Annotated in this window: 21 protein-coding genes and 1 pseudogene; 12 read left to right on the top strand and 10 right to left on the bottom strand. The window is 71.1% G+C overall.

The window, feature by feature from the left end; genetic code table 11:
• Positions 1–40: 40 nt before the first annotated feature.
• From fdh to nrfD, 3 genes are read left to right on the top strand one after another with little or no spacing between them, the layout of a single operon-like run.
• A complete protein-coding gene (fdh, locus tag ACWEN6_RS30370) occupies positions 41–3,268 on the top strand; it encodes a formate dehydrogenase (protein WP_452574970.1) in 3,228 nt (1,075 codons plus the stop codon).
• Positions 3,265–4,140, top strand: coding sequence for a 4Fe-4S dicluster domain-containing protein (locus ACWEN6_RS30375; RefSeq protein WP_452574972.1), 876 nt, complete (start codon positions 3,265–3,267; stop codon positions 4,138–4,140). The genes fdh and ACWEN6_RS30375 overlap by 4 nt, the downstream gene beginning before the upstream one ends.
• Positions 4,141–4,196: 56 nt before the next feature.
• On the top strand, positions 4,197–5,270 hold the full coding sequence (gene nrfD / locus ACWEN6_RS30380) for an NrfD/PsrC family molybdoenzyme membrane anchor subunit (RefSeq protein ID WP_452574974.1): 1,074 nt from the start codon (positions 4,197–4,199) through the stop codon (positions 5,268–5,270).
• 33 nt (positions 5,271–5,303) lie between these two features.
• On the opposite strand, the gene ACWEN6_RS30385 is transcribed toward nrfD, so the two are convergent.
• A complete protein-coding gene (locus ACWEN6_RS30385) occupies positions 5,304–6,722 on the bottom strand; it encodes an MFS transporter (protein ID WP_452574975.1) in 1,419 nt (472 codons plus the stop codon).
• A 122-nt stretch (positions 6,723–6,844) separates the two neighbouring features.
• On the opposite strand from ACWEN6_RS30385, the gene ACWEN6_RS30390 reads away from it, so the two are divergent.
• Positions 6,845–7,624, top strand: coding sequence for a helix-turn-helix domain-containing protein (locus tag ACWEN6_RS30390; RefSeq protein ID WP_452574977.1), 780 nt, complete (start codon positions 6,845–6,847; stop codon positions 7,622–7,624).
• Between the two features lie 158 nt (positions 7,625–7,782).
• Positions 7,783–8,643, top strand: a complete 861-nt coding sequence (locus ACWEN6_RS30395) for a class I SAM-dependent methyltransferase (protein ID WP_452574979.1) — start codon at positions 7,783–7,785, stop codon at positions 8,641–8,643.
• A gap of 181 nt (positions 8,644–8,824) precedes the next feature.
• On the opposite strand, the gene ACWEN6_RS30400 is transcribed toward ACWEN6_RS30395, so the two are convergent.
• Positions 8,825–9,982, bottom strand: coding sequence for an NAD(P)/FAD-dependent oxidoreductase (locus ACWEN6_RS30400; RefSeq protein WP_452574981.1), 1,158 nt, complete (start codon positions 9,980–9,982; stop codon positions 8,825–8,827).
• 288 nt (positions 9,983–10,270) lie between these two features.
• Here ACWEN6_RS30400 and ACWEN6_RS30405 point away from each other — a divergent pair, with 288 nt between their 5' ends.
• On the top strand, positions 10,271–10,717 hold the full coding sequence (locus tag ACWEN6_RS30405) for a phospholipase (RefSeq protein ID WP_452574982.1): 447 nt from the start codon (positions 10,271–10,273) through the stop codon (positions 10,715–10,717).
• Between the two features lie 90 nt (positions 10,718–10,807).
• Here the strand turns inward: ACWEN6_RS30405 and ACWEN6_RS30410 are convergent, their stop codons facing one another.
• Positions 10,808–11,773, bottom strand: coding sequence for a DUF5996 family protein (locus ACWEN6_RS30410; RefSeq protein ID WP_452574984.1), 966 nt, complete (start codon positions 11,771–11,773; stop codon positions 10,808–10,810).
• A 133-nt stretch (positions 11,774–11,906) separates the two neighbouring features.
• On the opposite strand from ACWEN6_RS30410, the gene ACWEN6_RS30415 reads away from it, so the two are divergent.
• Together ACWEN6_RS30415 and ACWEN6_RS30420 are read left to right on the top strand one after the other, a co-directional pair.
• On the top strand, positions 11,907–12,734 hold the full coding sequence (locus ACWEN6_RS30415; RefSeq protein ID WP_452574986.1) for an SAM-dependent methyltransferase: 828 nt from the start codon (positions 11,907–11,909) through the stop codon (positions 12,732–12,734).
• 190 nt (positions 12,735–12,924) lie between these two features.
• The gene (locus ACWEN6_RS30420) at positions 12,925–13,293 is read left to right on the top strand and encodes a group I truncated hemoglobin (RefSeq protein ID WP_452574987.1); all 369 of its coding nucleotides are present in this window, start codon (positions 12,925–12,927) and stop codon (positions 13,291–13,293) included.
• A gap of 28 nt (positions 13,294–13,321) precedes the next feature.
• Here ACWEN6_RS30420 and ACWEN6_RS30425 read toward each other — a convergent pair whose 3' ends face one another.
• Together ACWEN6_RS30425 and ACWEN6_RS30430 are read right to left on the bottom strand one after the other, a co-directional pair.
• Positions 13,322–13,528 (bottom strand): DUF397 domain-containing protein, encoded by a 207-nt coding sequence (locus ACWEN6_RS30425; RefSeq protein ID WP_452574989.1) that lies wholly within the window; start codon positions 13,526–13,528, stop codon positions 13,322–13,324.
• Between the two features lie 116 nt (positions 13,529–13,644).
• Positions 13,645–14,403: a MarR family transcriptional regulator gene (locus ACWEN6_RS30430; RefSeq protein ID WP_452574991.1), complete on the bottom strand. Its 759-nt coding sequence runs from the start codon at positions 14,401–14,403 to the stop codon at positions 13,645–13,647.
• A 281-nt stretch (positions 14,404–14,684) separates the two neighbouring features.
• On the opposite strand from ACWEN6_RS30430, the gene ACWEN6_RS30435 reads away from it, so the two are divergent.
• Positions 14,685–15,911 (top strand): serine hydrolase domain-containing protein, encoded by a 1,227-nt coding sequence (locus ACWEN6_RS30435; protein WP_452574993.1) that lies wholly within the window; start codon positions 14,685–14,687, stop codon positions 15,909–15,911.
• A gap of 286 nt (positions 15,912–16,197) precedes the next feature.
• Here the strand turns inward: ACWEN6_RS30435 and ACWEN6_RS30440 are convergent, their stop codons facing one another.
• From ACWEN6_RS30440 to wecB, 5 genes are all read right to left on the bottom strand, one after another.
• Complete coding sequence (locus ACWEN6_RS30440; protein WP_452574995.1) at positions 16,198–16,593, bottom strand: VOC family protein; 396 nt, start codon at positions 16,591–16,593, stop codon at positions 16,198–16,200.
• Positions 16,594–16,972: 379 nt separating this feature from the next.
• Positions 16,973–18,493 carry an MDR family MFS transporter gene (locus ACWEN6_RS30445; protein WP_452574997.1) on the bottom strand — a complete coding sequence of 507 codons (1,521 nt, stop codon included), beginning with the start codon at positions 18,491–18,493 and terminating at the stop codon, positions 16,973–16,975.
• Positions 18,494–18,896: 403 nt separating this feature from the next.
• The gene (locus tag ACWEN6_RS30450; RefSeq protein WP_452574999.1) at positions 18,897–19,577 is read right to left on the bottom strand and encodes a sulfotransferase family protein; all 681 of its coding nucleotides are present in this window, start codon (positions 19,575–19,577) and stop codon (positions 18,897–18,899) included.
• A gap of 226 nt (positions 19,578–19,803) precedes the next feature.
• A complete protein-coding gene (locus ACWEN6_RS30455) occupies positions 19,804–21,879 on the bottom strand; it encodes a glycosyltransferase family protein (RefSeq protein ID WP_452575001.1) in 2,076 nt (691 codons plus the stop codon).
• A gap of 123 nt (positions 21,880–22,002) precedes the next feature.
• The gene (gene wecB / locus ACWEN6_RS30460; RefSeq protein ID WP_452575003.1) at positions 22,003–23,136 is read right to left on the bottom strand and encodes a non-hydrolyzing UDP-N-acetylglucosamine 2-epimerase; all 1,134 of its coding nucleotides are present in this window, start codon (positions 23,134–23,136) and stop codon (positions 22,003–22,005) included.
• Between the two features lie 76 nt (positions 23,137–23,212).
• Between wecB and ACWEN6_RS30465 the strand changes: the two genes are divergently transcribed.
• From ACWEN6_RS30465 to ACWEN6_RS30475, 3 genes and pseudogenes are all read left to right on the top strand, one after another.
• On the top strand, positions 23,213–24,874 hold the full coding sequence (locus ACWEN6_RS30465) for a glycosyltransferase family 4 protein (RefSeq protein WP_380825202.1): 1,662 nt from the start codon (positions 23,213–23,215) through the stop codon (positions 24,872–24,874).
• A 129-nt stretch (positions 24,875–25,003) separates the two neighbouring features.
• Positions 25,004–26,269 (top strand): nucleotide sugar dehydrogenase, encoded by a 1,266-nt coding sequence (locus tag ACWEN6_RS30470; protein ID WP_354918442.1) that lies wholly within the window; start codon positions 25,004–25,006, stop codon positions 26,267–26,269.
• Positions 26,270–26,287: 18 nt separating this feature from the next.
• Positions 26,288–26,557: pseudogene (locus ACWEN6_RS30475) on the top strand (glycosyl transferase); the annotation flags it as partial.

A 26,557-nucleotide genomic window follows, 5' to 3' on the forward strand; every position in this document is an offset into this window, starting at 1 on the left:
CGCACGCGCCCCCCGGCGGCGACATCGAGCGGGGGGCTGTATGGGCATGAGCGGGTTTCTGGGCAGGTGGCCGGTGCTGCGGCAGGTCACCGGCCCCGACCGCGGCGGCCTCGGAGCGGCGGCCCGCTCGCCCCGCACCGACGCGCTGCGCGCCCGCGTCGCCACCGCCGACCGCGTGGTCAAGTCGGTCTGCCCCTACTGCGCGGTGGGCTGCGCCCAGAACGTGTACGTCTCCGGGGGCAAGGTCGTGCAGATCGAGGGAGACCCCGACTCTCCGGTCAGCCGCGGCAGGCTGTGCCCGAAGGGGTCGGCCACCCTCCAGCTCACGACCGGCCCGGGGCGCGAGCACGCGGTGCTGTACCGCAGGCCCCACGGCACCGAGTGGGAGCAACTCGACCTGGACACGGCCATGACCATGGTGGCCGACCGGGTGGTGCGCACCCGGCGCGAGACCTGGCAGGAGGAGCACGACGGCAGACGCGTCGCCAGGACCCTCGGCATCGCCACCCTGGGCGGCGCGACCCTGGACAACGAGGAGAACTACCTCATCAAGAAGCTGATGACCGGGCTCGGCGTGATCCAGGTGGAGAACCAGGCGCGGGTCTGTCACAGCTCCACGGTCACCGGGCTCGGCACCTCCTTCGGCCGGGGCGGTTCCACGACCTTCCTGCAGGACCTCCAGTTCTCCGACTGCGTCGTCATCGAGGGCTCCAACTTCGCCGAGGCGCACCCGGTGGGCTTCCAGTGGGTGATGGAGGCCAAGCTGCGCGGCGCCACGATCATCCACGTGGACCCGCGCTTCAGCCGGACCAGCGCGATGGCCGACCTGTACGTGCCGATCCGCCCGGGTTCGGACATCGCCTTTCTCGGCGGGATCATCAACCACGTGCTTCAGGAGGGCAAGGACTTCCGCGAGTACGTCCTCAACTACACCAACGCGTCGAGCATCATCACCGACGACTACGCCGACACCGAGGACCTGGACGGGGTGTTCTCCGGCTGGGACCCCGGCACCCGCACTTACGACGTCGCGACCTGGCAGTACAAGGGGCCCGCGGTGAAGGCCGCGTCGGGGCGGCGGCTGCGCCTCGACGAGTACCACGTTCCCGGCCGCAGCGAGGCGCACGGCTCGGGCGGCGCCCCGGTCAACCTGCACCCGCAACGCGACGAGACGCTGAGCGACCCGCGCTGCGTGTACCAGATCCTCAAGCGCCACTTCGCCCGCTACACCCCGGAGTTCGTCCACCGGACGTGCGGCATCCCGCCGGAGCTGTTCCACCGGGTCTGCGACGCGCTGACCGCCAACTCCGGGCGCGAGCGCACCAGCGCGTTCGCCTACGCCGTGGGCTGGACCCAGCACACCGTGGGCACGCAGTACATCCGGGCGGCGAGCATCCTGCAGTTGCTGCTCGGCAACATCGGCCGGCCGGGCGGCGGCATCATGGCGCTGCGCGGCCACGCCAGCATCCAGGGGTCCAGTGACATCCCGACCCTGTACAACCTGCTGCCCGGCTACATCCCGATGCCGTACGCGCACAGCGACGAGGACCTGGACACCTTCACCGAGGTGATCAGCACGCAGAAGGGGTTCTGGGCCGACGCCCGCAACTACGTCGTCAGCCTGCTGAAGGCCTACTACGGGGACGCGGCGACGCCCGGCAACGACTTCTGCTTCGGGCATCTGCCCCGGCTGACCGGCTCGCACAGCACCTACGACACGACGATGGCCCAGCTCGACGGCGTCTGCAAGGGCTACTTCCTGTTCGGGCAGAACCCGGCGGTGGGGTCGGCCAACGCCCGCCTGCAGCGGCTCGGGATGGCCAACCTGGAGTGGCTGGTCGTGCGCGACTTCTCGCTCATCGAGTCGGCGACCTGGTGGAAGGACGGCCGCGAGGTGCGGAGCGGCGAGTTGCGCACCGAGGAGATCGCCACCGAGGTGTTCTTCTTCCCCGCCGCCGCGCACACCGAGAAGAGCGGCACCTTCACCAACACCAACCGCCTGCTCCAGTGGCACGACGCGGCCGTCGAGCCCTCAGGCGACCGCCGCAGCGACCTGTGGTTCACCTACCACCTGGGCCGGATGGTCAAGGAGCGGCTGGCCGGCTCGGACGAGCCGGGCGACCGCGCGTTCCTCGACCTTGCCTGGGACTATCCGGTCGAGGGCCCGCTCGCCGAGCCGAGCGCCGCCGCCGTGCTCCAGGAGATCAACGGGTACGGCCCCGACGGGCGGCTCCTGTCGGGCTACACCGAGCTGCGCGACGACGGCTCGACGCGGTGCGGCTGCTGGATCTACTGCGGGGTGTACGCCGACGGCGTCAACCAGGCGGCGCGCCGCAGGCCGCACACCGAGCAGAGCTGGACCTCCCGCGAATGGGGCTGGGCCTGGCCGCTCAACCGGCGCATCCTGTACAACCGCGCGTCGGCCGACCCGGAGGGCGCCCCGTGGAGCCCGCGCAAGGCGTACGTGTGGTGGGACGCCTCGCTCGGCCGGTGGACCGGCCACGACGTGCCGGACTTCGTGGAGGACCGGCCCCCGGACCACCGGCCGCACGAGGACGCCGAAGGCGTGGACGCGCTGTCGGGCATCGACCCGTTCATCATGCAGGGCGACGGGAAGGGCTGGCTGTTCGCGCCCGCCGGGCTGATGGACGGCCCGCTGCCGACCCACTACGAGCCGCAGGACACCCCGTCGGAGAACCTGCTGCACCCCGCGCAGCGCGGCAACCCGGCCCGGCTGACCTACGACCGGCCCGGCAACCGCTACCACCCGCCCGGCAGCGAGGTCTACCCGTACGTGGTCACCACCTACCGGCTGACCGAGCACTTCACCGCCGGGGGCATGAGCCGCTGGGTGCCGTACCTGTCGGAGCTCCAGCCGCAGATGTTCTGCGAGGTGTCGCCGGAACTGGCCGAGGAACGCCTGCTGGAGCACGGCGGCTGGGCCACCGTCATCAGCGCGCGCGGCGCCATCGAGGCCAGGGTCATGGTCACCGATCGGATGCCGTCGCTGCGCCTGGACGGCAGGGTCGTCCACCAGATCGGCCTGCCCTACCACTGGGGACCGAACGGCCTGGCCGTCGGCGACCCCGCGAACGAGCTGACCTCCATCGTGCTGGACCCGAACGCCGACATCCAGGAGACCAAGGTGCTCACCGCCGACATCCAGCCGGGGCGGCGGCCGCGCGGACCCGGCCTCCCGCGCCTGGTGGAGACCTTCCGCCGCCGCGCCGGCATCGACCAGCCCGCACACCAGGGTGGCGTGCGATGACGGCGCCTCCGGCCGCCGGGCTGCCCGCGGTCCAGGAGGAGACCGGCTACCCGGAGCATCCGCCGCGGATGGGCTTCTTCACCGACACCTCGGTGTGCATCGGGTGCAAGGCGTGCGAGGTGGCCTGCAAGGAGTGGAACCGGCTTCCCGCGGACGCGCCTTTCGAGCTCACCGCCATGTCCTTCGACAACACCGGGCAGCTGTCGGGGTCCACCTGGCGGCACGTCGCCTTCATCGAACAGCGCAAGCCGGTGCGCGCGCCGCAGGCCCCCGGCGGACGGCCTTCCGGCGACCAGGGGGCCGGTGACCTGCGCTGGCTGATGGCCTCCGACGTGTGCAAGCACTGCACCGACGCGGCCTGCCTGAACGTCTGCCCGACCGGCTCGCTGTTCCGCACCGAGTTCGGCACGGTCGTCGTCCAGGAGGACGTGTGCAACGGCTGCGGCTACTGCGTCTCGGCCTGCCCGTACGGGGTGATCGACAAGCGCGAGGACGACGGCCGGGTGTTCAAGTGCACGCTGTGCTACGACCGCCTCGGCGACGGGCTCGTCCCGGCCTGCGCCAAGGCGTGCCCGACCGAGTCCATCCAGTTCGGGCCGGTGGACGAGCTGCTCGAACGGGCCGAGGCGCGCGTGCGCTCGCTGCACCGCGACGGCGTCCAGGACGCCCGCCTCTACGGCGAGGACCCCAAGGACGGGGTGCGCGGCAACGGCGCGTTCTTCCTGCTGCTGGACGAGCCGGAGGTGTACGGACTGCCGCCCGCCCCCATGGACCCCACCCGCGACCTGCCCTCGATGTGGCGGCACGCGGCCGCCGCCGCGGCGGCCCTGGTCTGCGGGGTCGCCGCCGCCTTCCTCACGGCACGCCGATGAGGCTCGGCGGCGACCGCCCCCAGGTGGACACCGGCGCGACGAGAGCGAGGAGCGAGATGACGACGCGTGGACGCGCCGGCGGCGGGGCGACCCTGACGGCCGATTCGATCGCGGAGGAGTTCACCTCCTACTACGACCGGCCCATCCTCAAGCCGCCGGTCTGGCGGGAACTGCACATCGGCGGGTACCTGTACCTGGGCGGGCTGGCCGGCGCCTCCTCGGCGCTCGCGGCCGGCGGCGAGCTGACCGGCCGCCCGTCCCTAGCCCGCGCGACGAAGCTCGCCGCGCTCACCGGCATCACGCTGTCGCTGGCCGCGCTGGTCGCCGATCTCGGGCGTCCGGCCCGCTTCGTCAACATGCTGCGCGTCGTCAAGCCGTCCTCGCCGATGAACATGGGCTCCTGGCTGCTGGCCGCGTACGCGCCGCTGGCCGGGGTCAGCGCGCTCACCGACCTCACCGGCAGGTATCCCCTCGTGGGACGGGCCGCCGGGTACGGCGCGGCGGTCCTCGGACCGGCGGTCAGCACCTACACCGCGGTGCTGATCAGCGACACCGCCGTGCCCGCCTGGCACCAGGGACACCGTGAGATGCCGTTCTTGTTCGCCGGCTCGGCCATGGCCACGGCGGCCGGGGCGGCCCTCATCGCCACGCCGGCGGCCGAGAACGCCCCGGCGCGCCGCGCGGCCGTGCTCGGCGTCGCGCTGGAACTGGCCGCCGGGCGGCTGATGCGCCGCCGCCTCGGCATGGTCGCCGAGGCGTACGAGCGGGGACGGCCCGGCACGCTGACCCGCGCCGGCGAGCTTCTGAGCCTGGCCGGCGCCCTGGCCGCCCTGGCCGCCGGCCGCGTCTCCGCCGGCCGTGTCCCAGGAGGCTCGCCCACCGGCCCGTCCCGCGTCCGGCTCGGCTCCCTGGCTTCACTCGCGTCACCGGCCTCCAGGCCGCACGCCTCCCACGCCGTCCCCGGCCATCCAGGGCGGGGACGGGCGCTCGCGGTCGTCTCGGGGGCCGCGCTGATGGCCGCCTCGGTCTGCGTCCGCTTCGGGGTGTTCTCGGCGGGCGTCGCCTCCAGCCAGGACCCCCGCTACACCGTCGTCCCGCAGCGCGCCCGCCTGTCCACCCCGCCGTCCTAGGAGGGGTGCGCACCCGCCTCGCCTCCCGCCGTCCTAGGACCGCCGTGCCGCGCCCTCGGGTACCGGCATCGGCGGCGTGGCGGGGCGCCAGGCGGCGCGGGCGGCGGCGGCGGAACCGGCCCCGGCGAGGAGCAGGACGGCGATGGCCGCCGCGGTCCAGCCGAGTCCGGCGCTCAGGTACAGGCCGCCGAGCACGGCGATGGCGCCGACGGAGGAGAGCACGGGGCCGGTCGAGTTCAGCGCCGACAGCGCGGACGCCCGGCCGGGGCCGGCCACCGCCGACACCTGGGCGATCAGCGGGCTGTACCCGGCGGCGTGGCCCGCCCCCGCCGCGAACAGCAGCGGCGTCACCAGCGCCACCGGCCACCCGCCGCCCCACAGCCCGGTCACCGCCGCCACCGCCGCCGCGACCCCGGCGAAGACGACCGGGCCGGCGACCGGGAGGGCCGCCTGCGTCCGTTCCGGCAGCCGGGTCCAGGTCAGGCTCAGCGCGGCGAACCCCGCCGCGTAGGGGGCGAAGGCCAGCCCCGCGCCGAACGGGCCGAACCCCAGCCGCCCCTGCAGGTGGAGGGTCAGCGCGAACAGGAAGGCCGCGTAGCAGGCCATCACCGTGAAGCACGCGACCAGCGCGGGCCGCACGCCCCTGGGACGCAGCACCGTCAGGTCGAGCAGCGGCTGCCCGCCGCGCAGGGCCATGCGGCGCTCGAACCGTGCGAATCCCGCGAGCAACAGGGCCCCGGCGGCCAGCGACGCCCACGTCCAGGGCCGCCAGCCGTGCTCCCTGCCGAAGATCAGCGGCGTGATCAGGGCCGTCATCGCCACGGTCAGCAGGCCGACGCCGGCCAGGTCCAGTCGCGCGGCGGTCGCGCCCGCTCGCGGCAGCGCCCGCACGCCGGCGACCAGCAGGACCGCGCCGGCCGGCACGTTGATCAGGAACGCCGGACGCCAGCCGAGGCCGAACAGGTCGGCCCCGACGACGAGCCCGCCGGCCAGCTGGCCGAGCGCCACCCCGAGGGCCAGCACCATCGAGTACAACCCGATCGCCCGCTTGCGCGCCGCCCCGTCGAAACGCAGCTGGATGAGGGAGAACACCTGCGGCGTCATCAGCGCCGCGGCGGCGGCCTGCACGATCCGCGCCGCCACCAGCGCGGGGGCCGCCCAGGCCAGCCCGCAGAGCAGGGAGGCCAGCGTGAAGCCGGCCAGCCCGCCGAGGAAGGCCCGCCGGTGGCCGAGCACGTCGCCGAGCCGCGCGCCGGTGACGATCAGCAGGCCGACAGCCAGCATGTACGCGGAGGCGACGAGCTGCACCATCGCCCCGTCGCCGCCGAGGTCGCGCTGGATGGACGGCAGCGCCACCGTGACGATCGAGCCGTCCATCGATGCCATCGTCTGGCCGGCGAGCAGGACCGCGAGCACGATGCCGCCCCGCCGCCGGGTGAGCGTGGAAACCATTCCGACAGGCTCGCCCGCCGTCCCGCCCCGCGTCTTGCACGTATTTGCGCTTCTTCTCTCGGACGTCCGAAATGTGGCCGCATCGGGCGGGGAAGTGGGGTGGCCGTGCCTAAGGTGGGCGGGTGCGTACGTCCCGACGGGTGGTGGACGGGTCAGACTTCTCCGTCCATGTGGTGTCATGCGGTGAACGGCACGACGGATGGTCGGCGCCGGAGGAGGGCCACGGCAACGGCCTCGTTCTCGTGCGGCGCGGCAGGTTCCGCGTGCGCAGCGACGGCGACGAGGTGAGCGCCGACCCGACGATGGGGTATCTGACGGTCCCCGGCCGCGAGTACGCCTTCGCGCACCCGGCGGGCGGCGATGTGTGCACCTTCATCCACGTGCGGGAGCCGCTGTGGCACGCCGTCGCCGGTGACGAGCCGCCGCGGGCGCCGGTCGCGGTCGACGGCAGGGTGGAGCTCGCCCACCGGCTGCTCCTGCGCGCCACGGCCGACGCCGCCGACCCGGTGGAGCGGCTGGTGGACGCGATCGCCGCCGCGGTGCGCGTCCCCCGATCCCGGACCCGGCCGGGGCGCGGCCGGGGCGAGCTGGCGGCGCGGGCGCGGGAGGCCATCGTCGCGGGCGACCCGGAGTCGGCCGACCTGGTGCGGCTGGCACGGGCCCTCGGCGTGTCGCCCTCGCACCTGAGCCGCACGTTCCGTGCGCACGTCGGCATGACGGTCAGCGGCTACCGCAACCGGGTGCGGGTCAGCCGGGCCCTGGCCCGCATCGAGGAGGGTGAGACCGACCTGGCCGGGCTGGCGCTCGCCCTGGGGTTCGCCGACCAGGCCCACCTGACCCGGACGGTCCGCGCCGTCCTCGGCCACCCGCCTGGCCACGTCCGCGGCCTGTTCTCCGGCTGATCTCCGCGCGATGATCCGGGCCCGCGCCCGGCCGGTGGAATGGTCCGGAGTGGCGGCGTGAATGGCCGGGAAATGTCATCGGATTGGAATGACAAATGGCCTGAATAAGTTTTTTCGCCATGATATGATGACAAAAGTCATATATATGCTCTCCGGTCGTGAACGAAAACGGAGAACCGAGCCGCACCGCCCTCATGGCGGCCGCCGCCCGCGCCGCGCATCTGATCGTCGACGACCCGCCGCTGATCTTCGCCGACACCCTGGCCCACGTGCTGCTCGCCGACCGCGCCGAGGAACTCCTCGCCTACCACCGGCTGCACGGCGCCCACCTCATCCTCTCCGGTGTCCGCGCCGCGGCCGTCACCCGCGCCCGCCACACCGAGGACCGGCTCGCCGAGGCCGTGCGCCGCGGCGTCGCCCAGTATGTGATCCTCGGCGCAGGCCTCGACTCCTACGCCTACCGGGCCGGCGCCGGCGCGCCCGTCCAGGTCTACGAGGTCGACCATCCGGCGACCCAGGCGTGGAAGAGCGCGGCCCTGGCCGGCGCGGGCATCGCCGTCCCGGACACCGTGACCTTCGTCCCCGTCGACTTCGAGAACGACGCGCTGCTGGACGGGCTGACCGGCGCGGGCTTCGACCCCTCCCGTCCCGCCTTCGTGAGCTGGCTCGGCGTGACCATGTACCTGACCAGGGAGGGCATCGGCCGCACCCTGGAGGTGATCGGCGGGTTCGCGCCCGGGTCGCAGGTCGTCGTCGACCACATGCTGCCGGAGGAACTGCGCGACGAGGCCGGGCAGGCGTACGTCGAGGGCGTCATGCCCATGGCCGCCGAGCAGGGCGAACCGTGGCTGTCGATCCTCGGGCCCGAGGAGATGGCCGCCCTTCTCGCCGAGCACGGGCTGACGGCCGTCGAGCACGCCGGCCAGCGCGAATCCGTGGACGCCGCTCTGTGGAACCGCACCGACGGCCTGCGCCCGTCGGCCCTGTCCATGCTCACCCGCGCGGTCGTCCGGAGCTGACCTCGGGGACGTCCAGGGCCGCCCCGGAATGTCCGGGGCCGGACCTCGGAACGTCCAGGGCTGATCTCCGGGGCGTCCGAGGCGATCCCGGGCGTCCAGGCTGATCCCGGGAGGCGTGCCGCGCCGGTCTCTGGGGCCGGCCTTCCGAGGCGTGCCCGACCGGCTTCTGGGGCTCTAAGGTTCAGGCGTGCCGGGTGCGGAGCCGGACGCCGTTCCAGAGCCAGCGGCGGGCGACGGCGAGGGCGAGGGGCGGCGGCACCGTGCCGGCGCCGAGGCCCACGTCCACGAGCAGGTCGAAGACCTCCTTGCGGCGGGCGGCGGTGGCGATCGCGGCGTCGATGAACCCGGGCGACCGGGCGGCGCGCGAGAGCAGGTCCGTGGTGCGCAGGTGCCGTCCGAGCGCCCTGGCCAGCTTGCGGCGGTAGGCGGGCAGCGGGTCCGCCGCCTCGACGGCGGCCTCCCCGGCCAGCCGGCCGGACAGCAACGCGTAGTAGATGCCCTCGCCGGTCAGCGGGTTGATCAGGCTCGCCGCGTCGCCGGCCAGCAGCACCCGCCCGGCGCCGGGCCTCGGCCGGCCGGGGGACAGCGGCAGGTGGTGGGCGCGCAGGTCGCGAGCGGGCAGGTGGGGCAGCAGCTCGGCGAGCCGGCCGTGCAGGACCTCCCGGCCCGGACGGCCGGTGGCGCGCAGCCGCGGCAGCATCATCCCGAACCCGACGTTCGCCGTGCCGTCCCCGATCGGGAAGGACCAGGCGTAGGCGGGCCACCCGTCCCGTTGCATGGCGATGAACTGGACGTCGTCGTCGGCGGGAACCTCGGCGTAGCCGCGCACCGCGATCGCGGTGTGCCGGTCGGGCGACGGCGGCACCCCGATCAGCCGCCGCACGGCCGAGTTGGCCCCGTCGGCGGCGACGACCACGCGCGCGGCCAGCACGTCGTCCAGGACGACCCGGTCGTCGCGCGCGGCGAGCCCGCGGACGCGGTGCCGGCGCACCTCGACGCCCTCCGCGCGGGCGGCCTCCACCAGGCGGGCGTCGAAGACCGCCCGCGGGACCACGTGATTGGGGCGGGCGACGGCGGCGGTCACCCGTGCGCCGCCCGGGGACACCACCGACAGCCCCCGCGCGGGCCGGTAGTCGTCGATCAGATCGGGGACGCCGAGCAGGGCGAGCTCTTCGCGGCCGTGCGCGGCGATGCCGTCCCCGCACGCCTTGTCACGCGGGAAGTCGGCCTTGTCGACCAGGAGCACCCGGGCGTCCGGCCGTATTTGCCTGGCGCGGATGGCCGCCGCCGAACCCGCCGGCCCGCCCCCGACCACGACGACATCCCAGATCTTGTCCATCCGGCCAGCCTGCCACAGCGCGGAGGCGGGGGCGTCCAGGAAGAATGTCGATTTTACAGGACGCGGTCAGCTTGTAAAGAGCGATTGTCCGCGAATATCGGCACCGGTATTGATCAGATTATGTTCCGGCGTTCCGGGTTATTTCGCCTCATTGTTGTGCCGTGGCCGATCGCTGCCCCGCGAGCCATCCCCCCGACAAAGCCGGAGCCCCCCATGATGAGACGTGCCCTCGCGACCGTCGCCCTCTCCCTCGTCACGATACTCGGTTTAACAATACCCGCATACGCGGTGACGCTAGAGCAAAAGCTCGCCGCACTTTTCAGTTTCACCCAGCCCACGTCGGCCAGCTCCTCCGCCTGGCAGGCCGCCTGGCAGAACCAGGGCAACTGGGCGGACTACGCCTTCGACTGGTCGACCGACCTGTGCTCCAGCAGCCCTGACCAGCCGCTCGGCTTCGACTTCAGAATGCCGTGCAGGCGGCACGACTTCGGTTACCGCAACTACAAGGCCGTAAACCAGTTCCCGGCGAACAAGTCGCGCATCGACGACTCCTTCTACTTCGACATGAAGGCGGTCTGCGCCGGATATTCGACCATCCCGAGGGCCACCTGCAACAGCGTCGCCTGGACCTACTACCAGGCGGTCAAGGAATTCGGCTCCCTGAACGTCACCGACGCCCAGCTCGAGCGCATCCGCCAGACCGCCGAGAAGACCGCCCAGAACGCCACCACCTGACCGGCCCCGCTGATCCCTGAGGGGTGCCGGGCGGCCGTACCGTGCCGCCCGGCACCCCTGCCGCGTCCTGAAGGGCCCGCGCGAAGCCGTTCAGGCAGGCGGAAGCCCGGCCCGCGCGCCGCCGACGCGAAAAAGCGGATCGGTGACGCCGCCGGGGCAGGCAAGGCGGGCGATGTCCCAGCCGGCGAGCCGGGCCCCCGCCCGGTAGGCGCTCTCGTAGAAGGCGAGCACGGCGGCGTGCGGGTCGGTGTCGGTGCGGGCGTCCGCGTGGCGAAGCACCGCGAGGTGGCTCCCACCCCGCTCGGTCCACCGGGCCGCCGGCGGCAGCAGCGGCTCGTTCGCCAGCCCCGCCGGCTCGGGGGCGGTGTAGGAGTAGAAGGCGGGCTCGGGAAAGGCGTCGTCGCCGAACCAGAACCCCGAGCTGATCACTTCCCGTGAGTACGCCTCGCGCGTCACCGGGTCGGCGTCGGGTGACGGCTCGACCTGGCGGTCGGAGAAGCGGGTGCAGGCGATGTCGAAGGTGTGCCAGAAGTGGTGCACCGGGCTGATCTTGCCGGAGAACCCCGCCGCGAACTCCTCCAGCAGCAGGTTCACCTGGTTCAGGACCCGCCAATATCGGGTGACCGTCGCCGGCTCGTAGGCCGCGTGCTCGGTGTCCTCGGCGAACGGCCGGTCGGAGTCAGGCAGGTCGAACGGCCTCGGGATGTCGATGTGAACGTCGATCCCGAGGTCGTCCAGCGCCCTCATGGTCTCCCGGTAGAAGGACGCCACCGAGTGCCCGCACAGGGGGAACGAGATCATCCTGCCGTCGCCCCCGGCCACCTCCAGCCGGTGGCCGACGAAGTCGAAGTCGATGGTGAAGATCGGGTTGCCGTCGGCCTGTCCCATCGGACGCGTGGTGAGCCCGCGCCCGGTCAGGTGGAAGGGCGCGTTCCACCAGTGGTTGCGCCGCACTCCGGCGGCGAGCCGGATCTTGCCCACCACCTGGGCGAAGCGGTGCAACGTCTCCTTGGTGTCCTGCCAGTCGGCCACCGGCACCTGCGGGAACAGCTCCATGACACCAGCCTGCCCCATGCGGCCCGCGCGCCGCGGCGCGACTCCCCGTCCGACCGGTGCGGGAAAGCGGCGGCGGACCAGGGACGGGCGCGCGGGCGCGTCATAAGATCCCTACCAGACGAAAGGCGAGGATATGACGTTCGAGGACCCCTTAGTGGCGGGAATCGACCCGTCCATCCCCAGTGTGGCCCGAATGTACGACTACTACCTCGGAGGGAAGGACAACTTCGCGTCCGACCGCGCGGCGGCCGAGAAGATGATCGAGCTGGTGCCCAACATCCGCGAGGTCGCCCGTGCGAACCGCGAGTTCCTCGGCCGGGCGGTGCGGCTGCTGGCGGAGTCGGGGATCCGGCAGTTCCTCGACATCGGCGCCGGGCTGCCCACGCAGCGGAACGTCCACCAGGTCGCCCGCGAGGTGGCCACGGACGCCCGGGTCGTCTACGTCGACAACGATCCCATCGTGCTCACCCACGCCCGCGCGTTGCTCGCCGACAGCACCGGGACGATCGTGGTGCAGGGCGACGTCACCACGCCCGAGCGCATCCTCGGCGACCCCGCCGTCCTCGGTCACTTCGACCTGTCCCGGCCGGTGGCCGTCCTGATGGTCGCCATCCTGCACTTCGTGCCGGACGACGAGAAGGCGGCGATGATCGTCTCGCGGGTTCGCGAGAGCGTGGCGCCGGGCAGCCACCTGGTGATCTCGCACGGGTACACCGGCCAGATCGGCGGGCGCACCGACCGGCAGGTCCGCGCCCTCTACAACCGGACCGCGACCGGCTCGGTCAAGCCACGCGACCACGCGCAGATCGCCCGCTACTTCGAGGGCATGGACCTGCTCGAACCCGGCCTGGTGCCGGTGTCCGCCTGGCGGCCCGCCTCCGAGCCCGACGTCGAAATCGACGTCGAAATCGACCTGAGCCGGCCCACCCTCATCGGCGGCGTCGCCCGCCTACCGGCCTGACCCCGGTCTGCCGCCGGACCGGCACTTCGCGGGAAGAGGCGGGCAGCCGGTGACGGACCGCCCGCCGCCCATTACCAGCATGTCTTTTCGGTGATACACCGGCTACACAGAACGATTTTCGCTGTTTCCGCGGAGCAACGCTCGGTGGTCATCCTCATGTCGACGGCGGTACAACGTCGAGGAGGACACCATGGCGTCGATCTACGATCAGGTCGGGGGCGCGAAAGCGGTCGCGGCGGTCGTCGAGGAGTTCTACACCCGCGTCATCACCGACCCCGCATTGGCCGGCTACTTCAACGACGTCGACATGGGCAAGCTCAAGGCCCACCAGCGCAGCTTCGTCGCCGCGGCGCTCGGCGGGCCGCAGGAGTACCGGGGCAGGTCCATGGACCAGGCCCACGCGGGCCTCGGCATCACCGTGGGCGCTTTCGACACGGTGGTCGGCCACCTGGCCGGAGCGCTGGGCGCCTGCGGAGTCTCGACGGAGACCATCGCCACGATCGCCTCCGCCCTCGCCCCCCTGAAAGACCAGATCGTCCAGGACCAGGCCGCCGCCTGACCGCCCGGCATCCGACGCGGAAGCGGGTTCAGCAGCGGAATTCGTCGCCCTTGAGACCCTGAAGAAAAGCCGACCACTCCCGAGGGGCGCACACCACCACCGCCCCCTCGGGATCCTTACTGTCCCGAACAGCCCACGCCTCGCCCGAAAGCTCCGCCACCTCAGCACAGTTGTCGTTGTTCGCGCCGCTCAGAGTGCTCTTACGCCACCTGAGACCTCTGATGCTCCGATCCATCGACGATCATCCTTCGAGGGGCTTCCTGAGCACGGCCATGCACCGCGCCGACTCGTCGGGCGACAGGGCCGATGTCATCACATGACTGCAGCGCGGCCGACTGGGAGGCTGGGACTCTACTCGTGAGTGTCAGCGCCGAGCCGTGAACGATCTGTCGGCCGCCTCGACAGGAAATCCTGCCGCCACTGCTCGGCAGCGTGGATCAAGTTCTGGCTGACGTGCTCGAAGAACTGGCTCATGTCCTGCAGTCGGGCGCCGGCGGGAGTGGTGGAGTCGAGGATTTCGGTTCCGCCGCGGGCGAGATCGGCTATGAGGGCGTTCTGCCGGGCGCTGACCAGCCAGGCTCGGTACCAGACGTCGGGGTCGATGACGTACCGGTCGCGCCGCCGGCGTGGGTCACGTTCACGCCGGATCAGTTCGTGCCGTTCGAGTTCGCCGATGGCCTTGGAGATGGACGCCGGGCTCACCTGGAGATGCTGGACGAGTTCGGCGGCGGTGAGGCTTCCGCTGTCGACGGTGCACAGGCAGGCGAGTACCCGGGCGGTCATGCGCGGCAGCCCCGTCATGGTCATCATCGTGGCGAGCCGTTCCTCCAGGGCATGGACCGCCTGGGGGTCTCGCCCGGGCACGTCGCCGGCAGCCGGTGGCGCGGGGACCGGGACGGGGGCCTGCTTGCGCCGGCGAGCCCGGCCCTCGGTCGCCTGATGTGCCCGGTCGGCCTGATAGCCATCGGCTCCGCCGTTGCGGGCCACCTCCCGGGTGATGGTGGAGATCGGCCGTCGCAGGTGCTGGGCGATCTCGGTGTAGGTGAGTCCTTCGGTCAGCCCTGCGGCGATGTGCTGACGGTCCTGGTAGGTCAGTCTGCCTCCCGGCATGGGGCGTGCCTCCTTGTCGCTGTGCCCGGCCCGGCTCGCTCGTCGCGCCCGCGGACGGGTGAACAGTATTGCGTTCGTCGGCATCTCATTGCAAGTCCGGTCATTTGACTTGCGTTCATTCCCATTACCATTGCAAAACGAGGTGGTTTTGCCCGGTATGGCGGATGTTTATGTTGATTATTTCGTGAATGCAAGATAGCTTTTGGTCTGCGCCGAATGAGTACTATCGCGAGTGAGGCGATCGGTGTCGCGCTGACGCCCATCGCCTGGAAGGAATCGACATGACCAGATCTCTCACCTCAACGGCAGGGCTGCTCATCACCGCCGTCGCGTTGACACAGGCCGCCACGTCGCTCCCCGCGGCAGCCGCCTCCGCGCCGAGCGCCCACGCCCAGGTCCAGAAGGCGCTCGACCGGGCCGTGGCCGACGGCGGTGTGCCCGGCATGGTGGCCGAGGTCCGCGACGGTCGCGGGCGGTGGTTCGGCTCGGCAGGGGTGGCCGACACCCGGACCGGCCGCAAGCGTCAGCCGCAGGAACGCTTCCGGATCGGCAGCGCCGCCAAGCCGTTCACGGCCACCGTGGTCCTGCAACTGGCGGCCGAAGGGAAGCTGAGCCTCGACGACACCGTGGACAAGTGGCTGCCCGGCCTGGTCCACGGCAATGGCAACGACGGCGGCACGATCACCATCAGGCACCTGCTCAACCACACCAGCGGGATCTTCAACTACGGCAATGACAAGGAGGAGTTCGCCAAGCTCTCCGGCCCCGCCTGGCTGGAGCACCGCTACGACGCCTACACGCCCGAGCAACTGGTGAAGATCGGCCTGCGTAATCCGCGCTCCTTCGAGGCGCCGGGTGACGGTTTCGTGTACTCCAACACCGGCTACATCCTCGCCGGGATGATCGTCGAGAAGGTCACCGGCAAGACGCTCGCCGGCGAGATCGAGCGGCGCATCGTCCGCCCTCTCGGCCTGACCGGGACGTACCTGCCGGGCAAGGAGACGAAGATCCGCGGCCCGCACCCCCGGCACTACTCGACGCTGTTCGCCACCGAGACCGACGCCAAGGTCCATGACGTGACCAACCAGAGCGCCACCACAGGGTGGGCGGCCGGCGGCGTGGTCTCCACGGTCGGCGACCTCCAGCGGTTCACCAGCGCGCTGCTACGCGGCAAGCTCATGCCGCCCGCCCAGCAGCGGGAGATGTTCGCCATGGTCAAGACCGGGATCAAGATGCCGGACGGCACCTGGACGGACACCTGGATCCCCGGCACCACGTACGGTACCGGCGTCTTCTCCTGGACGCTGGCGTGCGGCGTGCAGGTCTGGGGCATCGGCGGCGCCATCACCGGAGGGTTCTCCTTCGCGATGGGCGCCCGGAACGCCGAGCGCATGATCGCCATCAACATGAACATCGACCGGTACGGCCGATCCAACTCGCTCGACATGTCCAAGACGGTGATCGAGGCCGAGTTCTGCCCACCCGGCTCTCGGACACGGAGCGAGTGACGATCAAGCACGGGCGGGCGCGCCGGGTGGATGCCGCGTGCCGGCCGCTTCCAAGGCCGTCCGACCAGGACACCAAGCCCCGGATCGTGGGTCGGACGGGGTGCCGGTGAACGGGACCCGGCGTTCGGATCGTCAAGATCACCTCTGTAACGCCGAACTCCGGTCCGATCCTCCCTGGAGGGGGTTGACCATCAACACGGTGGGGCTCGACCGCTCCTTCGGCGATTTGCCGGCCGAAGTGGGGAAGCACTACCCGCCGGCCGTGCCGGACTGAGGCGCGGACCGGTCAGGAGGAGGTGACGGTCAGGACCTCCATGATGTGGCCGTCGGGGTCGTCGAAGTAGACCGCGCGGCCGCCGCGCCAGGTGTTGATCTCCCCGTGGCGCTTGGGCTCGTGGGGCTCGGCGTAGAAGTCGAGGCCCGCGTCCATGATCCTGCCGAAGATCTCGTCGAACTCCGTCTCGCCGACCGCGAAGGCGTAGTGGTGCGGGGAGATCTCGCTGACGCCCCTGGTCGCGAAGTCGACGTCGGCGAAGTCCAGCGTGGTCAGCTCTCCGACCAGCACGGGGATGAAGGGCCCCACCTGCTCGCCGACGGCCAACCCGAGAATGCCCGCCAGAAAACCGGCCGAGGCCCGCTTGTCGCGTGCGGGAACGATCGTGTGATTGAGAGAGATCGCCATGTCCGTTCCCCTCTCCATCGGGGGGGGTGCCGTCCCTCTCATCGTATTCGGCGGCCCTGCCCACGGCGAGAGGCACGACAACGGCACACCGCCGAGGCCGCTTCTCAGGGGAGCCAGTCGACCTGGCCCGATGGAGGCAGACGGTCGCACGAAAGCCTTTCCTCCAGCGCGTCGACCAGTCGGCCCATCGCCGACTTGGTACGGGGGAAACGGTGAGCAGCGCTGTAGAGCAGGCCCGCACACGGCCGTCCCTGTGTGAGCCTTCGGACTCGCAGCATCTCGAAGTCACGGACGTTCTCGGTGAGGACGCAGCGATCCTGACCGATGGCCAACTCGATCACGCCGTCATCTGGAGTGCCCGGCCCCCCGTCACCGATGGTCAGTCGAAGGTCAGTTCTTCTGTTTTGCGGGGCATGAGGAGGAAGGCGCCGACGCTGAGGACGGCGACGACCAGGACCGTGAGGAAGACGTGGTGGCTGGCGTCGTACAGGGCCTTGCGGATGTAGGTGGCCGTGGGCGACTGGGCGGCGGCTCCCTGGGCGCCGAGCACCAGGCTGGTGGCATCGAGGCTGTTCGGCAGCTTGCCGGCCAGCGCCGCCGGCGGGTGCGTGAAGCGGTCGGACAGGGTGGCGTTGGAGATGGCGCCGAGGACGGCGGCGCCGACCGCGCTGCCGATGGAACGGCTGAACATGTTGGTCGCCGTGACGACTCCGCGGCGTTCCCAGCCGACGACCGACTGGATGGCGACCATGGTGGGGCTGGAGGACAGGCCGAGTCCGGCGCCGACGACGAAGCACGCCGCGGCGACCTGCCAGACCTGCGCGTGCTCGCCGAGGAAGGCGCACATCACCGAGCCGACCAGCACCACGGCCGCGCCGATGAGGGCGGTGTCGCGGAAGCCGATGCGCATGTACAGGCGGCCGGAGAACGTCGCGGCGAGCGGCCAGCCGATGGTCAGAGCCGCCAGGGCGAAGCCCGCGACCAGGGCCCCGGTGCCGAGGACGCCTTCGGCGAAGGTCGGCACGTACGAGGTGAGGCCGATCATGAGCGCGCCGACGCTCAGTCCGACGAGGTTGCCGCCGATCAGGACGCGGCGGCGGAAGACCCACAGCGGCAGGATCGGCTCGACGGCCCGGCGCTCCACCAGCACGAAGGCGACGACCATCACGATGCCGGCCGCGAAGATGGCCAGGCTCGGCACCGAGTCCCAGGCCCACGCCACCCCGCCTTCGAGCAGCGCCAGGATGATCAGCGAGGAGCCCGCGGTGAGCAGCGCCGCGCCCAGATAGTCGATCTTGTGGGTGCTCCGGGTGACGTTCTCCTTGAAGCGGCGCGCGAGCATCCAGGCGGCGATCGCGCCCAGCGGGAGGTTGATGAAGAAGATCCAGCGCCAGGAGATGTACTCGGAGAACAGGCCGCCGAGCGTGGGGCCGATCACGGCGGACACGCCCCACACGCTGGCCACGTACCCCTGCACGCGCGCCCGTTCCTCGACGGAGTACAGGTCGCCGACCATGGTGATGCTCATGGGCTGGACGGCCCCGGCGCCGATGCCCTGGAGGGCGCGGAAGATGATGAGCGCCGGCATGCTCCAGGCCACGCCGCACAGCACCGAGCCGAGGAGGAAGACCGCGATGCCGAAGAACATCACCGGCTTGCGGCCGAAGATGTCGGCGAACTTCCCGTACAGCGGGACGGTGACGGCCTGGGTGAGCAGGTAGATCGAGAACAGCCACGGGAACTGGGAGAAGCCTCCCAGGTCGCTGACGACCGAGGGCACCGCCGTCGCGATGATCGTGCTGTCGAGTGCGACCAGGCTGGTGCAGAGCATGATGGCGGCGAGTACCGGACCGCGCTCCGACCTGAGACCGATGCTTTTGGACGTCGTTGCCGTCGTCACGTCGGGGAACTCTCCTTGCGGGTTGGTCCTGAACGTCGAAGCGGACGCCTTGCGCCGGCAGCACGGACGTCCTAAAAGTACGCAACTCTGTCATCACCGTTCAGATTCCCCATAACCGCATAACTACGGCGAATGCCGCACACGCACAGGAGAAAGACACCGTCAAGCTTCCCCGCTTCCCGAGCGCGCAACGTGGCACTCCGCCCACGATCGGCGCTCCCCGGCCGTCGACTCGCTCTCTGACGATGCGCCGTGGGGAAGGGGACGTGCCGCGATCAGGCCATGACGTGGATCTTGAAATGGTCGGAGAGGCGGCGCCGAGCGGGCTTCCGGGTGCAGTGTGGAGTTCCGGGAGCCGGGCGGTGCTCGGAGACGCTTTGGGAGGTCTGTCGCCGGCCGGTCGTCAGCTGCGGCGCAGTAGTAGAGGGGTGAGCCGGGAGCGGGTTCTCGCCTGGAAGTCGGCGGTGTCGTTGACCCGGGGGAAGGGCTCGTCGGGCACCGGCACCCCGAGGAAGCCGCACAGCGGCTCCCATCCCTGGCGGACCTCGAAGACCAGCAGCCGCTCGGGCGGGATCGCCGCCTTGACCTCCGCCACGTGCTCCTCGAACCGCTGAGTGAGGTACTCGGAGTCGTCCGCCCGGCCGCCGAACTCGCGTTCGGTGACGATGCGCCGGGTCATCTCCATGAAGGCGGCCAGGTCGGTGCCCAGCATCGACGAGAACAGCATCATCATCCTCGCGGGCAGCGCGGTGCCGCGCTCGCGCTGCTTCAGGATGGTGGCCCGCATGCTGTCGAGCCATCGGGCGGGGTCCCGCACGGTCAGGACGATCTTGGCCTCGGGATAGTGCGCGGCCAGTTCGCGCCAGTACGCGGCGGCCGGCCAGTCGACACACGACCGGTAACCCGCGAACACGGAGTCCCAGTCGGGGGTCTCGCCCCGCGACACGGCGAGCCAGCGCCGCACCTGCCGCGAATCGCCGATCACCTCGGTCATGTGGTGACACGGCCCGAACCCCAGCCGCTCCAACGCCGTCTTGAGCGTCAACGTCCCCGTACGCCCGAACCCTGCCCCGATGACCCGCATAATCCGCACCATTCCGATCGGAAACTGCCGATTGCGTCTAGAAACAATCTTCCACCGTCGACCGGATCGGGCAAGTGCTCCGGATACGCGAAACCCGGCCGGCTCACCGTCCGGAGAGCCGCCGGGTTCACTTTCGCGAGCTGGTGCTCACGACACCTTCATGGTGCCCCAGGGCCACGGCCTGCGCAGGTCGTTGCCGGGTCTGATGGGCACTCTGGAGCGGAGGTCAGATCATGACGTGGGCTTCGGGGTGGCCGACGAAGCAGAATTGGGCGTTGCGGGTGAGTTTGTAGTCCTGGGCCTTCCAGGTGTGGGCGGAGGCGTCGGCGCCGCGCATGTAGACGAAGTTGAAGCGGTCGCCCGAGTAGATGCGCACGCCCTCCTCCTTGCAGCGGCGCACCAGACGGGTGTCCTCGCCCGCGTTGACCGCCTCGAAGGCGAACGTGCGCAGCAGGTCCGCCTTGGCGAGGATCGTCGCGCCCTGTACGAGGTGGGCGTACCGGTGCTCCAGGCCGGGCAGGCGCATCACCGTGGTGTTGGTGGCGGGGAAGTAGGTGTAGTGCGCGCCCTTGCCGACCATCTCGGCGTCGGCGTAGTCGAAGGCGCGCAGCAGGTCCGACAGGTAGTGGTGGCCGTAGAGGTTGTCGTCGTCCATCTTGGCGATGTACTCGCCGTCCGCCTGGGCGATGCCGAGGTTGAGTACCTCGCCGAGCGTCAGCGCGGGGTCGGCGGTGAGCACCTTGACGGCGGGGACGCCGGCGGCCAGCGCCTTGTCGCGCACCACCTCGGGGTCGATCGACAGGCCGTGCAGGACGAGGATCAGCTCCAGGTCGCGGTGACGCTGCCGGGCGACCTGCGCGATGGCGTGTTCGAGCTGGCCCGCGCGGTTGGTGGGCAGGACGATCGAGACGCTCTTCGTGCGGGGGGCGACCGGGCGGCCGAGCGCGGTGAGGATCTGGTCGACGCGGTGGGTGAACAGGTGCTTGTCGAAGACCTCGCGCATGGCCAGGTGGGCCTGCCGGGCGCGCAGCTCGGGGCTGTTGATCAGGTAGAGGGCCTGGTTGTAGGCCTCCTCCTGGGTGTGGGCGATCGGGATCAGCGGTCCGAAGGTGCCTTCGATGGCCCGCGACCAGCCCGACAGCACGGTGGTGGAGCACGCCGACAGCTCGAACACGCGCCGGGCGCACATGGTCGGCGAGTCGATCACCGAGTTCACGTTGAGGAAGACCTTGTACATCTTGTACGCGGCCAGCATCTGCTCGTAGGGCAGTTCGCCGACGATGTGCGGCCGGTACTCCTCCGGCCAGGCGTACTTGTCGCCGGCCTTGTCGTTGCGGGCGAAGATGTGCAGGCCGAGCTCCCGGGTGGGGGCGATCACGGTCTCCATCTGCTCGCGCCGCTCGGGGTGCTTGTCGCGGAAGTACATCCCGGCGAACACGACGTCGTAGGGACGGCCCTGCTTGGTCTGGATGGGGTTGTGCACCCGGGGCTGTGCGGCGAACTGCAGCACGTCCACCCGGTCATGACCCAATATCTCGCGATATTTCGGCACCATGTCGCCGTCGCACGTGTACACGAAGTCGAACAGCTTGGCGGTGTCGATGAAGAAGTCGAAGTTGGGCGGATCCTCCTTGTTCCAGAAGACCGTGGGAATGCCCTGCTCGCGGCACCAGGCCACCAGCTCGCGCAGCTCCTGCTTGGGCGCGTTGGTGCCGGTCATCTGGTAGCGCCAGCGTCCCTGGTTGCCGTGCCAGGCCGACTCGCAGAACAGCACGTCAGGACGCTTCTCGGCGAAGACCTCCTGCCAGTCCTTGAGCCCGAACTCGATCTGGTCCCACTCGTACTTGAACGCCATCCGGGAGAAGTCGTCCAAGATGACCGCGACCTTCAGGTCGGGGCGGTTGACCGGCCCGTCCGGCCAGGCGAGGTTGGGGATCTTGACCTCGGGCGCGTGCGCGAGCACCGCGTCGATGGCGGCGGCGCTCGCGGTGACGGTCGCGGGCGGCTTGGGCGCCTTCTTCGGCTTCATGGCCTGCGACAGGTCGCGGGGGAGCCGGACGAGCCTGGCGGGGCGCTTGGCGCCGGCGAGCGCCGTGCTCACGCGGTACGGGCGCTGGGCCTTGGTCGCCGACAGCTGCCACTGGGCGTACTCGGCCTTGGCCTCGGCCGTGGCCAGACGCCGCTCGAGATCGCGGATGCGGTCTTCGTAGCGCTCGACGACCTTGCGCTCCTCGGGCAGCCAGTTGGCCGCGCCGAGACGCTGGAAACGCGGCTCGTCCGGATTCTTGTCGTCATCGGCCATGGTCGGACTCGCTCCCTCGTTGTCCGGGACTTCTCACGCGCGCGTCACCCCCGCATGGCCCGGGAATGTCCGATCGTACGGCGTCCGGTCCGCGAAGTCGGGCAATTCACCCAAACGCGCAGGTCAGCTGTTCGGCACCGTACCCTGCGCGGCCGGCGAGAGGTTGTCGCCGCGCAGCCACGCCTCGATGACGCGGGCGATGCGCGGCCCCGCCTTGCCGTCCCACAGCGGCGGCAGGTCGCCGCTCGGGGTGGCCGCGCCGTCCGCGAGCGCCTTGGACGCCGCCGCGGGCAGCGTCGCGGGGGTGACCAGCCGGTTGGTGCCGTGCGTGATCGTGACGGGCCGCTCGGTGTTCGGCCGCACGGTCAGGCACGGCACGCCCAGCATGGTGGTCTCCTCCTGCACGCCGCCGGAGTCGGTCACGACGAGCGCCGCGCCGCGCACCAGCGACAGGAAGTCGACGTACCCCAGCGGGTCGATGATGGTGAGCCCCTCGCCGGTGACCAGCCCCGCCTGCGCCAGCCGCTCGCGCCCGCGCGGGTGCAGCGGCACCACGACCGGCACCTGCTCGCCCACCGCCAGCACGGCCTCGACCAGTTCGCGGGCCGACTCGGGGTCGTCCACGTTCGCCGGGCGGTGCAGGGTGGCCACGGCGTACCGGTCGGGCAGGCCGAGCCGGGCCTTCAGCGGCGCGGGGTCGAGCTTGGGCAGCGCAGAGAACAGGCTGTCGATCATCGGGTTGCCGACCAGGTGCGCCTTGGCGGGGGAGACGCCCTCGTTCGCCAGATGGGACAGCCCGTCGGGGCTGGTGACCAGCAGGATGTCGGCGAGCGCGTCGGTGACGACCCGGTTGACCTCCTCGGGCATCTCGCGGTCGAAGGACCGCAGGCCCGCCTCGACGTGCGCGGTCGGGACGTGCAGCTTGGCGCACACCAGGATCGCGGCGAGCGTGGAGTTGACGTCGCCGTACACCACCACCAGGTCGGGCCGGTGGGTGAGGACGACCTCCTCAAGGCCGGTGAGCAGCGCGGCCGTCTGGCGCGCGTGGCTGCCGGAGCCCACGCCGAGGTTGGCGACCGGGTCGGGCAGGCCGAGGTCGGCGAAGAAGACGTCGGACATGAGCGCGTCGTAGTGCTGCCCGGTGTGGACGATGCCCTGCCGCACCCCCAGCTCGTCCAGGCCGCGCACGACCGGAGCCGCCTTGACGAAGTTCGGGCGAGCGCCGAGCACGTGCAGGACGAGGGGATTGTCCCTCATTGACCTCGCCTTTCAGCCGGGAGTGGGTCACATGTTGCCCCGATGGACCAAGCGTTGCCTATGGTACGGTCACGGCGTGGTTTCCGAGGCCAGCCGGCCCGAGAAGGTCTCCCCCAAGTCGGCTCGCGCCGGCCTGCGCGGCTTCCTCAAGGGCTTCGTCCAGCATCCGGTCATCGTCTCCAGGGTCTTCGTCACCAGGGTCAAGTCCGACCCGATGCGGGTGGCGCAGGCAGCCGCGGAGGCCATGCCGCCAGGCCTGCGTCCGGCCGTGGGCAAGGTCGCCTGGCCGGTGGCCCGCGTGGTCAAGGTCACGGCGCGCAAGATCGCGCGGCGGATGGCCGACGGCCCGCTCGAGGCGGCCAAGGTCGAGTTCGAGCGCGGGCGCATGACCAAGGCCGTCGAGGTGCTCCAGCCGCACGCGCGCTGGCCGTTCATCCGCCGGCGCATCGCCTACTACGAGGGCGAGAAGGCCGCCATCGGCGCCTCGCCGATCCCGCCGAAGTCCAAGGTGATCGTCGGCGAGCGGGTCGCGGGCCGGGTGCTGCACTGCGTGACCAACGCGCTGCCCTACACCCAGGCCGGCTACACCGTCCGCACCCACCGCATCGTGACCGCGCAGCGCGCCGCAGGGCTCGACCCGCACGTGGTGACGAGCTGGGGCTGGCCGATGCTCCAGGGGCACGCCGACGCCGAGCCGTACGAGGAGATCGACGGCGTCCCCTACCACCGCCTGCTGCCGAGCGGCGAGGTGCCGTTCGAGAGCCGCGGCCGCATGATCCGCGGCGCCGGCGAGGTGACCGAGCTGGTCAGGACGCTGCGGCCGCAGGTCCTGCACGCCGCCACCGACCACCGCAACGGCTCGGTGGGGCTGGCGGTGCGCGAACGCACCGGCACGCCGCTGGTGTACGAGGTGCGGGGCTTCCTGGAGGAGACCTGGGCCTCGCGCGACGCCGCCCGGGTCGGCAGCGAGCGCCACCTGCTCCAGCGCGAGCGCGAGGCGCACATCATGCGCTCGGCGAACGCCGTGGTCACGCTGGCCGAGACGATGGCGGCCGAGATCGTCGAGCGCGGCGTCCCCCGGGAGAAGATCTTCCTGGCGCCGAACGCCGTGGACGACTCGCTGCTGACCGCCGACTACGACGGCGCGGCCTTCCGCGCCGCGTACGGCATCGCGCCGGGCGAGATCGTGGTCGGCTCGGTGTCGAGCATCGTCGGCTACGAGGGCTTCGCCACGCTGCTGTCGGCCGCCGCGCAGTTGCGTGACGCCAGGACGCCGGTGCGGGTGCTCATCGTCGGCGACGGCGCCGAACGGCCCGCGCTGCTCGCCCAGGCCGAGAAGCTCGGGCTCGGCGACCTCGCCATCCTGCCCGGACGGGTGGGGCCCGAGGAGGCGCTGCAGGCCCAGTCGGCCATCGACATCTTCGTGTGCCCGCGCGAGGACCTGCGCGTGTGCCGCCTGGTCACCCCGCTGAAGCCGGTGGAGGCCATGGCGCTGGGCAAGCCCGTCGTGCTGAGCGACCTGCCCGCGCTGTCGGAGCTGGTCGGGTCGGACGGCGCGGGACTGCTGGTTCCGCCGGGCGACCCGGCGGCGCTTGCCAAGGCGCTGGCCGGGCTCCGCGAGGACCCCGCGCGCCGCGCCGAGATGGGCGAGGCGGGCCGCGCCGAGGTGGCCGCGAAGCGCACGTGGAGCCGCATCGCCGAGAACTACAAGACGATCTACCAGTCCGTCGCCGGATGACAACCCCGAGATGACCCTTGTGAAACCTTCGCTTGGTTACCCGTTCAATCGCATTAGACGTGATCTGTGCGGACTTGAGATAGCCTTTCCCACCATGCAGTGTTGTTTCGGACTCCCTCAGGTCGTCACGTGAGCGCATACGATCTCGCGGTCATCGGCCTCGGGTACGTGGGCATGCCCCTCGCCAAGGAGGCCTCAGGCGTCGGCCTCCGGGTGGTGGGGCTGGACATCGACCCGCGCAAGGTCGACGCCCTGACCTCAGGCCGCTCGTACATCGACGACCTGAGCGACGCCGACCTGGACACGATGCTGACGAACGGTTTCACCGCCACGCTGGACCAGACGGTCCTGACCGGCAGCGACACCATCGTCATCTGCGTGCCGACCCCGCTCGACGAGGACCACCGCCCGGACCTGTCCGCCGTGCGCGGCGCGGTCGAGACGGTGGGGCGCCACCTTCAGCGGGGCACGCTCGTCGTCCTGGAGTCGACCACCTACCCCGGCACCACTGACGACGTGGTCCGCCCCATCCTGGAGGACGCCTCCGGGCTCACCGCGGGCGTCGACTTCCACCTCGCCTTCTCGCCCGAGCGCATCGACCCGGGCAACCCCAAGTTCGGCCTGCGCAACACGCCCAAGGTCGTCGGCGGCTACACCCAGGCCTGCCGCGACCGCGCGGCGGCGTTCTACGGGCGGCTGGTCGAGCAGGTGGTGACGGTCAGCGGCACCCGTGAGGCCGAGATGGCCAAGCTGCTGGAGAACACCTACAGGCACGTCAACATCGCGCTGGTCAACGAGATGGCCATCTTCTGCGACGAGCTCGGCGTGAACCTGTGGGAGTCGATCGAGGCGGCCGCCACCAAGCCGTTCGGGTTCCAGAAATTCCTCCCCGGCCCCGGCGTCGGCGGGCACTGCATCCCGGTCGACCCCTCCTACCTCTCCCACGCCGTGCGCAAGCTCGGCTACCCGTTCCGCTTCGTGGAGCTGGCGCAGGAGATCAACGAGCGGATGCCGGCGTACGTCGTCGCCCGCGTGCAGCGCCTGCTGAACCGCGCCAAGAAGCCGGTGAACGGCTCGCGGGTCCTGCTGATGGGCGTCACCTACAAGCCCGACATCGCCGACGAGCGCGAGACGCCCGCGGTGCCGGTCGCCCGCGCGTTCCGCGACCTCGGCGCCGAGCTGCTGTTCGCCGACCCGCACGTCAAGCAGTGGTCGGTCGACGGGGTCGAGGTGCCGCGCGAGGACGACCTGGCGGAGGCGGTGCGCAAGGCGGACGTCACCGTGCTCCTGCAGCAGCACTCCGAGTTCGATCTGGACATGGTGCAGCAACGAGCCCATCTCATTCTCGACACCCGGGGCGTCCTCTCCGAGGGCGATCGCGTCGAGCGGCTCTGACGGGCGGAGGGTCGGCGCGTGCACGTGCTTGTCATGACGGTGGTCCACCACCCTGAGGACGCCCGGATCCTGCACCGGCAGATCCGCGCGCTCGTGGACGCCGGTCATGTGGTCACGTATGCCGCGCCCTACACCGCACGCGGTGTCGTGCCGCGGTCGTGGGTGACCGGAGTGGACCTGCCCAGAGCCGCCGAGCGCAAGCGACTGGCGGCCGTGCGGGCGGCGCGCAGGCTCTTCAAGAGCCGGCGGCGGCCCGGGGGGCCGGGGGGGCAGCACCACCCCCCACAC

The organism is Sphaerisporangium sp. NPDC004334 (assembly GCF_053602655.1).